Here is a 12,500-nt window from a genome sequence, read left to right on the forward strand (position 1 = left end):
ATGTCTCAATTACTTCGTATTGTGCTTATTCACACCCACCTGCCAGGTGTGGTGGAACTGCAACTGGATGAACACACCAATATCTGTGGTACCAATGCTTCGGGTAAAACCACCTTACAACGGCTGGTGCCGGTATTTTTTGGCGAACAGCCTAACCGGGTAGTGCCGAAAACCCGCAAAAAGTTTGATGAATTTTATCTGCCGTTTTCTAACAGCTATATCGTGTATGAATACCAGCGTGAAAACGGCGATATTTGTCAGGTGGTGTTAACGCGTAAAAACGATGGCGGGGTTGATTACCGCTTTATTAACGCGCCTTACCATAGCGATCATTACTTGCAGCACACCGCCGAGGGTGTAAAAGGCCACAGCTACAATGACTGGGCTGGCGCTATGCGCAGCCTGGCTGATGTGCAGGTATCGCATAAAATCAGTGCCACCAGTGAATACCGCAGCATTATTCAGAACGACGCCGCGGCACTGCGTGGCAACAACGCCGATAGCGTAAAATTGCGCCGTTTAGCCGCCAGCTTTAGTTTGGTTAGCAGTGGCCATAAGCTGCGCCACATTGAAAAGCTGGTTAGCGCCGTGCATGCCAAAGAAGGCAAAATGGATACGCTAAAAGCGATGTTAGCGGCCATTTTTGAAGAAGACGGCGTAACCCTGCCTACTACCAAGGTGAAAAACACCAAGGCGCGCGAGTGGATCCAGCAAATGCGCCAGTCGATGCGGCTGGACAAACTGCAACAGGATTTTGAACGCTTAAAACAACTGGCGCTGCAACTGGATAGCGCCGAAGCCCAACTGGCCGCGCTACTGCCGCTATTGCAGCAGGATGAGCAGCAACAAAAACTGCAAAAGGCCGATGCCGAGCAACAGGTACAGCTATTGCGCGGTCAGCTGCAACAGTTAAAGCAGCAATTTGAACAGCAGCAGATAGAGCAAAACAGCAAGCTGAGTAAAACTGAGGCAGACTTAACTGAAACCAGCGCGCGGTTAGATCAGCTGCAACAGCAGTATGATAGTTTTGAAAGCCGTGATATGGCCAAACTGCAGCGCGATACCGACGCGCTGCCACTGTGGCGTGACACCCTGCAGGAATTGCTGGAACAATACCAGCTGATGGTAGAGCAGCACGGCGATATGGAGCGCCAGTTAGAGCAGCGAAAAGCCAAGCTGCTTGAAGCCTTTAACCGCTTAAGTGAGCAACAGCGCGGTAAAGCTAAACAATTGCAACAGCAAAAAGACAGCACCCGCGAGCAGCAAGACACTAAACTCTCTGCGCTGGAAAGCGCCTTTTCGCAGCGTTTACAGCAGCAACAGCAGCGCTTTGCCGAACAATTAACCCAATGCAGCAATGGCATTGCCGTGCTGCAAAGCCAACTGAGCCATTCCGCACTAACCGATGCCGAGCATGACGAGCTGCGTAGCGCTGATCTACGGCTGGAGCAAACCCAGCAGCAGGCCCAGCAGCAGGCGCGGCAGGTACAGCAACTGCAGCAGCAATATCAGCAAGCCCGGCAACAGCGTGAACAGGCCGATAAGCAACTGGAGCAGGCCAGCAAAGCGCGGCATCTGGCCGAGCAGCAACTGCAGCAACTACACCGCCAGCTTACGCCGGAACAGGGCAGTTTACGCCATTATCTGCGGCTGCATTACAGCGGCTGGGAGCAAAAGCTGGGTAAGGTGCTGGACGAGCGTTTACTGGAACGGCAGGATTTACAGCCGCACTTCACCGAGTTAAGTGACAGCCTGTACGGCCTGCAACTGGAACTGGCGGCAATAGACACGCCCGACTACGCCCAGGATGAAGCGGCCATACGCCACCGCATACACAGTGCCGAGCAACAACTGGAGCAGGCGACGGCTAGTAAGGTTGCTGCCGAAAAAACGCTGAAAGACAGCCATCAGCAAGCTGAGCTGGTGCAGGCCCAACTGGAGCAGGCGCAGTGGCAATATACCCAGGCTGAGCAAAATATTGACTACGCCCGCGATGCGCGTAACCGGCTGGAAGCCGCGCAGCGCGAGCTGATTAAACAGCGCCAGGCCAGCGCACGTGCCGCACTGGCAGAGCAGCAACAGCAACTGGAAAAACTGCAACAACAGCAGCAACAGGATTTACAGGCGCTTAAAGCCGATCATCAAACACAGAAAATTGAGCTAAAAGCCGACTGGCAGGCTGAGCTGCAGGTATTTGATGAACAACTGGACGAACTGGAACGCCAACTGGAGCGCAAGCGCGACGACAACAAACAGCAACTGAGTGAATTGCAGCAGGCGTTTAACGAAGAGTTATCGGCTAAGGGTATAGATCCGAAACGACTGGTTGAGCTGAAGCAGCGCCAGGAGCAATTAAAAACCGATATTAAAGCCACCGAAAGCCGCCAGGACGAACTAACACAGTGGCAACGCTTTATGCAACTGGACTGGCAGCAACTGCGGCCACAATTACTGGGCAAAGAAACCGAATTAAAACAACAACAACGTGAATTAAGCCAACTGCTTAGCCAGTTAAAAGCTGATTTTGCCACCAGCCAGAAACGGCTGGATGAGCAAAAGCGCCAGTGGCAGGACAAAATGCAGCAGCCCGATGCCTGGCTAAGCCAGTTAAAACCGCTGCTACTAAAACTGGCCGAGCTGCATTTGGCTGAGGTTACACCGGCTGTACTTGCGGCGTCAGCCGATTTAATAGAGCGTTTAGCCCGCAGTAATGAAGCACTGGAGCAACGCAGCAAGCTGGATCAGCAGCTAAGTGCGCAACTGGATCAGTTTGAAACGACTTTAAGTAAAGACGCCGGCAGCGAGTTTCTCGACCGGCTGCAGCACGAAAAACGCAAACTGCCCGATTACGCCGGTAAGCGCCAGCAACTGCCTATACTGGCCGATTTACTGCGCATCTTAAAAGATCAGCAACAGCAACTGCTTGAAATGGGCGAAAATATTGGTGGCGACCTGAAAAAGTTCTTTACGGTATTTAGTGATATTAACCGCCGCATTGCCTTGCAAAGCCGCCGCTTAAGCGAAGCGGTAGCAGACGATTTGGTGCTTGAAGGCATCAGCAAATCCGAAGTGCGTATTTTATCTACCATTGACGAGCTGGGCTTTTGGCAGCCGTTAAAACACTTTGCTAAATTGTACGACGACTGGGGCGCCTCAGGCAAAGCATTGCCTTCCGAGCAGTACCTTAACGCACTGGCTGATGTAGTCGAGCTGCTGCGTGCCGATGAGCAATACACTATTGAATCCTTACTGCGGCTTGAGCTGCACTTAAGCGAAGGCGGCTCTGAGCTGGTGATTAAAAATGATCGCCAGTTGCTGGAGTCATCCAGCCACGGTATGGCGTACCTGATTTTATGTAAGTACCTGCTGGCCTTTACCCGGTTGCTGCGTGGCGAGGCCAAAGTAGCCATTCACTGGCCGATAGATGAAATTGGCACCCTGGCGTATCACAACGTAGAAAAGCTGTTTGCCGCCTGCAGCGCCAACAACATTATTATTGTCGGTGCCTTTCCTAACCCGGAGTCTGACGTACTGATGCTGTTTAAACACCGTTATTTAATTGAACCAAGCCAACAGGACCCGGCAAAACGCCAGTTAAAACGTATTCAACCGAAAACCAGCCGCTTAGCCGAGCGGCTGGCACAGCGGCAACAGGAGGCCAGCTAATGTTACAACATGGTCCTTTACTGGAGCGGCTGCTGGCCGGTGCTTTTATCTGCCAGGTTAGCGACGAAGATGCCTTTCGCCATTTAAGCCAGGAACAAACCCAGCAGGATATTAACCATTACTTACGGCCACTAAACCGGCGTTTAGTGAGTAATGACGATAACAGCGTGTATTTTCTGGCGTATCACGAGTTAAACAAAGTCGCGCGTGAGCAATTAAGCAGCCAGTTTGCTTTAACCGTACAATCGTTGTTACCGCTGCTGGAATGGTTGCAACTGGTGCAGGAAACCCTGGGCCGCGACAGTGCGTTAACTGCAGGTGATACCATTAAGCTGCAGGAATTTGTGCTGCGCACCGAGGATAACCAAAGCCTGCGCCAGCGCTTAAACCAACTGGCCAGCGACCGCTTTTTTAACAGCCAGAGCGACGCGTTGGACAACCAGGTAAAGCTGATTTTCCGCCGCTTAAAAGAGCACGGCTACCTGCTGCAACCGCACAGCGACCGGCAGTACTATATTGTTACCGGCAAAATTGACTATTTAATTGATGTTATTCGCTTTATCCGCGATGAAGAGCATCTGCCGGTAGATGATACCCCAACTCAGCAGGCGATGTTGTAATGGCGCCGCTGGATACAGGTTCGGCGTCTAACCTGTTTAGCGTGGGTGCTGAACGGCTGGCGCTGCTGGGTAAGCACCATAAAGCGCTGATGCAGGGCTATCTGGATGGTTTTATTGATGAAGCCGCCTTTAGCGAAAGCGCACTGAAAAAGCTGATTGCCGCGCGTATTTTGTGGCGGCCGGACGAGCAACAGCCACTGGCGCTAAGGCCGCTGGTAAGCGAGCTGATTGCCAGTATGGTGGCCGATGAAAACCGCCGTCAGATTAATGCCGACGTGGCAGAGAAACTGGAGCAAATCCGTAACCGGGTGCAGGCGTACCGCGATGCGCAGTACAAAGGCGACTACAGCGTGGCAGAGCTGCAACTGCAACGGCTAACCGAGCATGTACACGATTTAAGCGGCCAGTTTGAAGAAGCTATAGACAGCTTATGGCACCGGCTTAACAGCGATTTTGGTTTTGTTGCCAGCCTGGATGATAAGATCCGTGAGAACGAGCGGGCGCAAAAGCAATTGCGCCGTTTACTTGATGGCCTCGACTTGCTCGATTTTAATGAACTGATCGAGCTGTCTGAGGGCAATAACCAGTTGCGTAAGTTGCTGGTAAGCCAGCTACAGCACCAGCTTAGCTCGCATCACAGTAGCCTGCTGGAAGTGCAAAAACGCTTAGTCGAGCTATTAGCCCGCTTCCGTCAGCAGCAGGCACGCTCCATGCTAATCACTAATATGGCGGCGTTTTTACGCCAGCACCCGAAGTATCAGCCGGCCGATTACCCGAACCGCTCTGACGTGCCACTGTTATTTAACCAGGCCGCCGCAATACAGCCGCAAGCTGCTATTGCGCTGGATAAAGCCAGCGAACGGCAGATCCTGGCCGAACTGGTGCGGGCGTTGCCAAGAGCAGCCGTTATTAACCTGCCGGATCAGCAAAGCGCCAGTTTTGCTGCGGTAATGGAAGATGAAGAAATTGCTGCCCGCCAGCAAGCACTGAAAACTGATGTAGAAAACTTCTACCTGCGGGTTATTGATAAAGCCGGGCCGGTAAGTGCATTGGAATACCTGGCGGAACAGCAACTAAGCTGGGACAGCGAAATCTGGCTGTATCAGATTATTGCTGAGTATCAGGCATTGCCGCAGGATGAAAAACATATGTTTGCCATTAAACGTGACGAAGTGCCAGCCAGCGCCGTTAACAGCCTGCTGCTTATCCGCGATATCAGCCTGAGCCTGCAGGCCGCCGGATGAGTTACCCGCCGCTGAGCGCACAAACACTGCGCTACCTGCAACAGCGGCTTAATGGCAGTGATTACCCGATGGCTAACTAGTACAGTTGGGTTGGGGGCTAAGGCATGCGCATTAGCAACAATTCAACAGTGAAGCAAGTTTAGTCCGCTGTTGCTCAGCCACAATTCAGTTTACGCTGATTAGCATCTGGCCGCGTATTGCACAAATTAACTGATATGATGAAAAAACTCTGATCACAGCTGTGGTGTTGCTTGCGACACTTTATGGCATATGGCAACTCTCTTCAGCCCGCAGCTTCCAGCTGTTTGGTGAGCTGATACACCGGGTGGATACCAACGAAAAAGTTATTGCCCTAACCTTTGATGACGGCCCATCCAAACGCTTTACTGATGAGGTGCTGACCATACTGGCAGCAGAGCGGGTAACCGCGACCTTTTTTGTTACCGGTAAAGAAACAACGCAAAATTTACCTCAGGCCCGGCAACTGCTGGCTGCTGGCCATCAACTGGGTAATCATAGTTATAGTCACCCGCGTATGTTGCTAATGTCGCCCACCGCAGTTGCCAGAGAGATTGAACAAACCGATGCAGCTATTCGCAGTGCAGGGTATAAAGGCGATATTCTGTTTCGCCCACCTTATGGCAAAAAGCTGCTGGTGCTACCCTGGTATCTGGCAAAGCATAACCGCACGACGATTATGTGGGATCTTGAGCCGGAAACTGATCCAAAGCTGGCAAGTGACGCCCAGGCGATGGCGGCGTATGTGATTAACAATGCTAAGCCCGGCAGCATTGTTTTGTTGCATGTGATGTACCAAAGCCGGCAGGCCTCACGTGAGGCTCTGCCGTTAATAATTGAAGGTTTAAAGCAAAAAGGCTACCGGTTTGTTACGGTTAATGAGTTGCTGGCGATGCGCGCTCAGAGCTAACAGCAGGCAGCTTAACTTTTAAACCAAACAACCAGCGGCTTAGCCAGAAGCGTTTGATTAGCTCGTAACCAGCCCAGCAGCCCAGGCAGGTCAGCACTATTAACGCTATAGCTTCAATGCCTACCGGTAGTGCCAGTGGTTTTAGCCATACGGCAAATACGATAATCAGGGTTTGGTGTAGCATATACCAAGGCAAGATAGCGTTATTGCTGTAGTGCAACAGGCTGCCGTTTTTATCCAGCTTATTGGTTGGCCGGTTCAGGTAACGGCCTGCGTAACCCACCAAGGCCAGGATCCAGCACCAGTGATTCAGCGACAGCACGGCAGAGAAAACCAACCGTAACATAAAGGTGATTTCATTATCCGGTAAGCTGCCAAATACGCCGTTACGATCAGCAATAATCAGGCTATAGCACAGTAAGGCCGCCAGCAGGAAGTAACGCCGGTAGCGGATAACCTGCAGCCACCAGTTCCCTTGCTGGGCAAACAGGTAACCAGCAATAAATACCAGCATATATTTACCGTGGTTATACCAATCATCCAGCAGCGCATGGGTAGACGGAAAATGCATGCGTAATGTCAGCCAGGCCAGCATCATGCTGCCAACGATAAGTAAAAAAGCATAGCGCCCCGGCATGGCCTGTAGCCAGTTTGCTGTGGCAAGCCGGTTTAACGGGCCAGCGAACAACAGCATCAGTGCGCTGTAGCACCATAAATACGGCAAAAACCACAGATGGTTCCAGGTTAGCAGGCCAATAGGGCTGTGGTGATCTCTTAACAGCTCTGTATTGGGGTTAATATACTGCCACCAAAAACTCAGATAACCCGGTTCAATGAGCTGCTGCGATAAAGCCTCAAAATATACCTGCGGCACCACCACAATAAACATGGCACACAGCAGCGGAATAAGTAAGCGGTTACTGCGCAGGCGAAACAAGCTTAACCGGCTGCTGCGTTGCTGCGCTAACGCCAGCGCCATAGCGCTGATAAAAAACAACAGCGACATCCTCCACTGGTTGGTTAATATCATCAGGTTTTGCAACGCTTCGCTGGTTACATCACTTTTAATATGCCAGCCCCAGTCGGCTACATAGTACATGCCAATGTGATACAAAATCAGCAGGCCAAAGGCCAGGGTGCGCAGCCAGTCCAGGTCGTAGTGGCGCTGATAAGGTGTGGTGGTCATTGTGGTGCTCCGTTATTACTGTTGCGCTATAGTGCGGTGCTGCAATAGCATGAGAAACAGCAGAATGACTGACAGGCGGCGTTTGGGGATAACAGGTGGTACAGTGTGACGAACGGTAAGGCAAAAAGTGCGTTTGAGCGGTTTGACAGGCATCCGCAGTTATTCAGCTATCTGATACTTACAGTATATTTTTTTATTAATGCCGCTATTAACGCCAGTTCTGTCTGGATGGAACACAGCAGAAACAGCAATAATACCCTGCAGTTGTGGGAGCCCATAGTGTGGGAATACAGCAGCGCGGTAAGTACCCTGCTGCTGTGCCCGCTGTTTTTCTGGTGGTTTAGCCGCCATCCGTTGCAATTAACCGGCATACGCCGACAGCTACTGCGGCATTTATTCGGCAGCCTGGTGTTTTCTGTCTGCCATGTGGTCATTATGGTGGGTCTGCGCGAGCTGATTTATTACTGGCACGGCTGGAATTACAACTTCGGCCCGTTGTTACGCGAGTTTTTCTACGAATACCGTAAAGATGCCTGGGGTTATCTGTTTTTTCTGCTGGGATACCAGCTGGCGCAGTTCGTTTACAGCCGTATCAAAGGTGAAGCGCACCAGTTAGATAATGCTGAAGAGAGCGGTGTAGCGCAGCCGGTAAAAGCGCCGGAGCATTTTCTGGTAAAAAAGCTGGATAAAGAGTTTTTGATCCGGGTAGATGATATTGAATGGCTGGAAGCCAGCGGCAATTACGTTAACCTGCACAGCAAAGGCCGTATTTATCCGCTGCGCGCGACGTTAAGTAACACTTTGATGCAGCTAAGCAGCAAAGGTTTTAGCCGTATTCATCGCAGTTTGGCAGTAAACCATAATGCGATAGACAGCATTAGCTACGACAGCAGCGGCGATGGTGATATTTTGCTTAAAAGCGGGCAGCAACTGGCGCTGTCACGCCGTTTTAAAGACGCATTCAGAGCCGCATTGCAACCCGATGCAGCGAATTGAAGAACTTCCACCCACATTAATAATATTAAGGGCGACATACTATGGCGACACAGTTTAAAGAATACAGAGTGATCCATATCGCTGAAGGTGGCTGTGGCACTATATTTTTCGGTGCTTCAGGTTTGCCGTTAAAAAAAGTTGAGGCAGAGCTCAATGCGCAGGCTGCACAGGGCTGGCAGGTAGTATTTCAGGTGATTGAGCACAAGCGTTTCTGGTTGTTCTGGAGCCGTGAAGCCATGATTGTTACGCTGGCCCGCTAAAGTGAAACGGCTACTGCTGTGGGCAATACGCCGTTACCGTAGCAGTGGTGGTGGTAAACGCTGGTTTGGTATTGACTGCAACTTTGAACCCAGCTGCTCTGCCTATACTTACACCGCCATTGAACGTTTTGGTCTGCGCCGTGGTGTGTTGCTGGGCTGGCAGCGCATTAAGCGCTGCAGCCATCGCGACAGCTTTTGCAAATGCATCGAGCCGGTACCAGCGGCTGAGCATAATCCAGGGTTAAAATGTGCTGTTAAACGCTAAACCATAGCAAGTGGGATAAACCAAAGCAGCGGTAATAAACATACCGCTGCTGCTTTACCGGTTAACGGCCGTCGTTAATCTGTGTTACCACTTTAGCCTGCATCGCCGGGTTTTCGATCTGCAGCTCAACTTCTTGCTGCAGAATAATATTGCCCTCTACCACAGCATCAGCGCCGATATACAAAGTGGGCTTTTTGTCATTATTCCAGCCGAAAAAAGCTTTTTTCTTACCACGTGGTTTGTATACCACGTCACCTTTTACCACTGTTTTGCCGGTTAATTTAATGTCGCCATTTACCGTAGTTACATCACGGCCTGCCTGGCTGTTATCCAGCACAATGTCGCCATTCACGGTGGTGACATTGCCACCAATAACCGTATTACTACCGGCTAAAATCTTACCGTTAACGGTGCTGAGTTCATCTGCTACTTGCAAGCCGCTGCCGCTTTCAATACTGCCGTTTACTGTGCTGGCGCTGTGCAGCTTTACGTTGTCGCGCAGCTCTATGCTGCCATTAACGGTAGAAACGCTTTTGGCACTGCTGTTGCTGGCCATTTTTACGCTGCCATTTACCAGCGAAATGTCGTCATAGTGTTGGTTGCTGCTCACTGAAGCTGAGCCCAGTACTTTATCAATACTGCCATGCTCTGCGGCATAAGCATTAACCAGACAACCGGACGCAATCACTAAACTTACAGTGGCAACAATTTGAGATAATTTCATGGTGATATCCTTTTTATAGTTAGGTTGCCATAGGTTTTGCAAAAGCTTTGCCATATTTAACTGTTTGAAATTTAATGAATTAAATTCCTGTCCTTTTATGTTTGTGAAGTTTTTCGCCAAAATGTGGCTGGAAATGCTAATTAATAAGTTTTTACTTCTACAGGTTCTTACGCTTGAAAAAAGGCTTTTTATGATATATTTTTATAACTTAATTTAACTTTTTATTTAACTTTGAAATTGGTTTAGTGTCGGTTTTAGCGGTAGCGGCGCACATTTGCAGGAGATCTGAGGCATGTCTCAAGTTCCAACCGATATTGATAATAATCTTAATCAGCATATCAGCTACCTTTGTCCGTTTAGCATTGGCCAGAATAATAGCCAAAACCACTGTGCACATTTTGTTTCTCATGTCATGGGCTACGAATTTGCCGGGCCAACCTGTAAAAACTTTACCTGGGACGATAAACAGAAAGCCGATGCCGGTGCCACTATCCGGGTAGATGATATTTTTAAACGCTCACAGCAAACCGGCTTGCTGGAAGATAAAAGTGCCGCAATGACGGAATGCCTGATTTTCGTTACGCTGGCGTCTAATGTCAGCAAGGTAGGAGGGGCACTGGTAATGGGCAATCATCCACGTAAGCATATTGGTATTTTGTCGCACGGTAAGGTGTGGAACTACAGCAATACCGGCAACAAGGTTGTGGCCGACACGCTGGAAGCGTTTAAAGTTAAGTTTACTAACGCCTACAAAACTGCAGGTACGACGGTTGAATTTTATTACGGTAAATTGATATGAAAAATCCCGCTTTGCTCGCGTTGTTGTTTACTGCTTGCGCCTGTGCCGGCCCGGCAGCCGTAACGCCGCCCCAGGCAGAGCAAGTGTTTCAGGTGTTTATGCAGAACATGGCATTACCGTTAAGCAGTGAGCCAAATTGCCAGCAAACCTCTGCGGCTAACCCGGCGCAAAGCCTGACACTGGGCCAGCATTTTGCTACTAATTTATCGGTGAGTTATGCCAGCGATAATAACGTTAGTGTGAAGTCATCCTGCACAGCCTCAAAGTTTGAACAGGAAAACGGCCAGTTACAGCCGGTATGGGATTGCAAAATAGAGCTGCAGGAGCAAGACGCACAAGGCGAATTTATTTCCAGCTCTATGACAGCATTTTACTTAACGGCAGACAGCAAAACTTTATTACCGGGCTCGTTACGCTGTTTTTAACCTGTTGCGTAACAGTGAAAGCCTAATCGTCTTGTTCAAGTGCACGGGCTTTGCGCGCTTCAGCTTCAGCAAAGGCTGCTTTTATTTGCTCCAGTACCGCATCAACGTCGGTTTCGCTGGTATCAGCAATAAATTCGCCGCTTAGCTCTACTTCAGGGTGTAGCGCTCCGGCTTCATACAGCGCCCAGATTTCTTCGGCGTATTGGGTGCTAAGTAGTGCCGGGGCATATTGGCCGTAATAGTCGCGCATATTATTTACGTCGCGGCAGAACATCCATTTAGCATTATTGTTGGCAGCGGCATCAACCGCTTGCGGCAGGTCAATCACTACCGGGCCGTGGTCGTCGACTAATACGTTAAATTCAGATAAATCGCCATGTACCAGGCCTTCGCACAGCATAATCACAATGTAGTGCAGCATAGTGGCGTGATCAGCTATGGCTAAATCGGCATCCATTGCCACATCGGCCAACCGTGGTGCTACCATGCCTTCATCGTCGCATACCAGTTCCATTAACAATACGCCGTCGTAACAGCCATAAGGCTGCGGCACACGTACACCGGCTTTGGCCAGTTTAAACAGGGCATCTACTTCGGCATTCTGCCAGCTTTCTTCCTGCTGCTGACGGCCAAACTTAGAGCCTTTTTCCATCGCGCGGGCCCGGCGGCTGCTGCGTACTTTACGGCCTTCCTGATACAGCACGGCTTGCTTAAAGCTGCGTTTATCGGCTTCTTTATACACTTTGGCGCAGCGGATATCGTCGCCACAACGGACGATATACACAGAGGCTTCTTTGCCGCTCATCAGCGGGCGGATGACTTCATCCACCAGGCCTTCATCGACCAGTGGTTGAATACGTTTCGGTATTTTCATTGCGCCGTTATACCTTAGTTATCGGCGCATAGAAATAGCTTACATGGGCTCTGGCCTGAAAATAATTGCAGCACTACCGCCGGTTACCCGGCGATGTAGAGGCGGACAAAATACAGCACAATAATTGCCAGTGCAGACAAGGCGATAACGCCGAATGTGAGTAGCATACCAAATACACGGAATTTAAACGGCTCTTTTAGCTGGCGCACGCCCCAGGCATGGCTTAACCGGCCCAGTAGCAGCGCAATACCTAAAATATGCAGGTAAATAGCAGCTAAACCGCTGTACTCGGCCAGAAACATCAATAGCAGAGCAAAGGGCACATATTCAGCAAAATTAGCATGCACCCGTATAGCGCGCTCCAGGCACAATTCACCTTTGCTGCCGATACCTACCTGAAAACGGCGGCGTTTCGCTATCACGTTAACACTTAGCAGTAGAAAGAACAGGCCAAGTATTGCGGCATATAAAGCTGTTGTCATAGTGTATCCTCAGAAATTATAAAGCCCGTTA

At 50.2% G+C, this 12,500-nt stretch carries 13 protein-coding genes; 9 read left to right on the forward strand and 4 right to left on the reverse strand.

Annotation, left to right across the window (positions count from 1 at the left end; translation table 11 throughout):
• The 4 genes from M2404_RS04275 to M2404_RS04290 all read left to right on the forward strand — a co-directional run bounded on the left by M2404_RS04275 (position 1) and on the right by M2404_RS04290 (position 6,458).
• Positions 1-3,666, forward strand: a complete 3,666-nt coding sequence (locus M2404_RS04275; RefSeq protein ID WP_259238491.1) for an ATP-binding protein — start codon at positions 1-3, stop codon at positions 3,664-3,666.
• Complete coding sequence (locus M2404_RS04280) at positions 3,666-4,286, forward strand: condensin complex protein MksE (RefSeq protein WP_259238492.1); 621 nt, start codon at positions 3,666-3,668, stop codon at positions 4,284-4,286. The genes M2404_RS04275 and M2404_RS04280 overlap by 1 nt, the downstream gene beginning before the upstream one ends.
• Positions 4,286-5,530, forward strand: a complete 1,245-nt coding sequence (locus M2404_RS04285) for a hypothetical protein (protein ID WP_259238493.1) — start codon at positions 4,286-4,288, stop codon at positions 5,528-5,530. The genes M2404_RS04280 and M2404_RS04285 overlap by 1 nt, the downstream gene beginning before the upstream one ends.
• Positions 5,531-5,774: 244 nt before the next feature.
• Entirely contained in the window at positions 5,775-6,458 is a 684-nt protein-coding gene (locus tag M2404_RS04290) for a polysaccharide deacetylase family protein (protein WP_259238494.1), read from the forward strand.
• Here the strand turns inward: M2404_RS04290 and M2404_RS04295 are convergent.
• Complete coding sequence (locus M2404_RS04295; RefSeq protein WP_259238495.1) at positions 6,424-7,644, reverse strand: acyltransferase family protein; 1,221 nt, start codon at positions 7,642-7,644, stop codon at positions 6,424-6,426. The genes M2404_RS04290 and M2404_RS04295 overlap by 35 nt on opposite strands.
• A gap of 105 nt (positions 7,645-7,749) precedes the next feature.
• On the opposite strand from M2404_RS04295, the gene M2404_RS04300 reads away from it, so the two are divergent.
• The 3 genes from M2404_RS04300 to yidD are packed head-to-tail and all read left to right on the forward strand — an operon-like array spanning position 7,750 to position 9,165.
• Positions 7,750-8,640 carry a LytR/AlgR family response regulator transcription factor gene (locus M2404_RS04300; protein WP_259238496.1) on the forward strand — a complete coding sequence of 297 codons (891 nt, stop codon included), beginning with the start codon at positions 7,750-7,752 and terminating at the stop codon, positions 8,638-8,640.
• A gap of 41 nt (positions 8,641-8,681) precedes the next feature.
• Positions 8,682-8,900: a DUF4177 domain-containing protein gene (locus M2404_RS04305; RefSeq protein ID WP_068236204.1), complete on the forward strand. Its 219-nt coding sequence runs from the start codon at positions 8,682-8,684 to the stop codon at positions 8,898-8,900.
• 1 nt (position 8,901) lies between these two features.
• Positions 8,902-9,165 (forward strand): membrane protein insertion efficiency factor YidD, encoded by a 264-nt coding sequence (gene yidD, locus M2404_RS04310; protein ID WP_259238497.1) that lies wholly within the window; start codon positions 8,902-8,904, stop codon positions 9,163-9,165.
• Between the two features lie 61 nt (positions 9,166-9,226).
• On the opposite strand, the gene M2404_RS04315 is transcribed toward yidD, so the two are convergent.
• Complete coding sequence (locus M2404_RS04315) at positions 9,227-9,889, reverse strand: DUF4097 family beta strand repeat-containing protein (protein WP_259238498.1); 663 nt, start codon at positions 9,887-9,889, stop codon at positions 9,227-9,229.
• Between the two features lie 292 nt (positions 9,890-10,181).
• Here M2404_RS04315 and M2404_RS04320 point away from each other — a divergent pair, with 292 nt between their 5' ends.
• Together M2404_RS04320 and M2404_RS04325 are read left to right on the forward strand one after the other, a co-directional pair.
• Entirely contained in the window at positions 10,182-10,688 is a 507-nt protein-coding gene (locus tag M2404_RS04320; protein WP_259238499.1) for a hypothetical protein, read from the forward strand.
• Positions 10,685-11,113 carry a hypothetical protein gene (locus M2404_RS04325; RefSeq protein WP_259238500.1) on the forward strand — a complete coding sequence of 143 codons (429 nt, stop codon included), beginning with the start codon at positions 10,685-10,687 and terminating at the stop codon, positions 11,111-11,113. The genes M2404_RS04320 and M2404_RS04325 overlap by 4 nt, the downstream gene beginning before the upstream one ends.
• Positions 11,114-11,135: 22 nt before the next feature.
• Here M2404_RS04325 and M2404_RS04330 read toward each other — a convergent pair whose 3' ends face one another.
• Positions 11,136-11,987 carry a PA4780 family RIO1-like protein kinase gene (locus M2404_RS04330; protein ID WP_259238501.1) on the reverse strand — a complete coding sequence of 284 codons (852 nt, stop codon included), beginning with the start codon at positions 11,985-11,987 and terminating at the stop codon, positions 11,136-11,138.
• A gap of 83 nt (positions 11,988-12,070) precedes the next feature.
• Positions 12,071-12,469 (reverse strand): MAPEG family protein, encoded by a 399-nt coding sequence (locus M2404_RS04335; RefSeq protein ID WP_259238502.1) that lies wholly within the window; start codon positions 12,467-12,469, stop codon positions 12,071-12,073.
• Between the last annotated feature and the right edge of the window lie 31 nt (positions 12,470-12,500).

This window comes from Rheinheimera pacifica, from assembly GCF_024809855.1.
GTDB classification, from domain to species: Bacteria; Pseudomonadota; Gammaproteobacteria; order Enterobacterales; family Alteromonadaceae; genus Alishewanella; species Alishewanella pacifica_A.

Bases quoted from the DNA above. Each gene is read 5' to 3' on its own strand.
- M2404_RS04275 (WP_259238491.1), top strand. From the start codon at position 1: ATGTCTCAATTACTTCGTATTGTGCTTATTCACACCCACCTGCCAGGT.
- M2404_RS04280 (WP_259238492.1), top strand. From the start codon at position 3,666: ATGTTACAACATGGTCCTTTACTGGAGCGGCTGCTGGCCGGTGCTTTT.
- M2404_RS04285 (WP_259238493.1), top strand. From the start codon at position 4,286: ATGGCGCCGCTGGATACAGGTTCGGCGTCTAACCTGTTTAGCGTGGGT.
- M2404_RS04295 (WP_259238495.1), bottom strand. From the start codon at position 7,644: ATGACCACCACACCTTATCAGCGCCACTACGACCTGGACTGGCTGCGC.
- M2404_RS04305 (WP_068236204.1), top strand. From the start codon at position 8,682: ATGGCGACACAGTTTAAAGAATACAGAGTGATCCATATCGCTGAAGGT.
- M2404_RS04315 (WP_259238498.1), bottom strand. From the start codon at position 9,889: ATGAAATTATCTCAAATTGTTGCCACTGTAAGTTTAGTGATTGCGTCC.
- M2404_RS04320 (WP_259238499.1), top strand. From the start codon at position 10,182: ATGTCTCAAGTTCCAACCGATATTGATAATAATCTTAATCAGCATATC.
- M2404_RS04325 (WP_259238500.1), top strand. From the start codon at position 10,685: ATGAAAAATCCCGCTTTGCTCGCGTTGTTGTTTACTGCTTGCGCCTGT.
- M2404_RS04330 (WP_259238501.1), bottom strand. From the start codon at position 11,987: ATGAAAATACCGAAACGTATTCAACCACTGGTCGATGAAGGCCTGGTG.
- M2404_RS04335 (WP_259238502.1), bottom strand. From the start codon at position 12,469: ATGACAACAGCTTTATATGCCGCAATACTTGGCCTGTTCTTTCTACTG.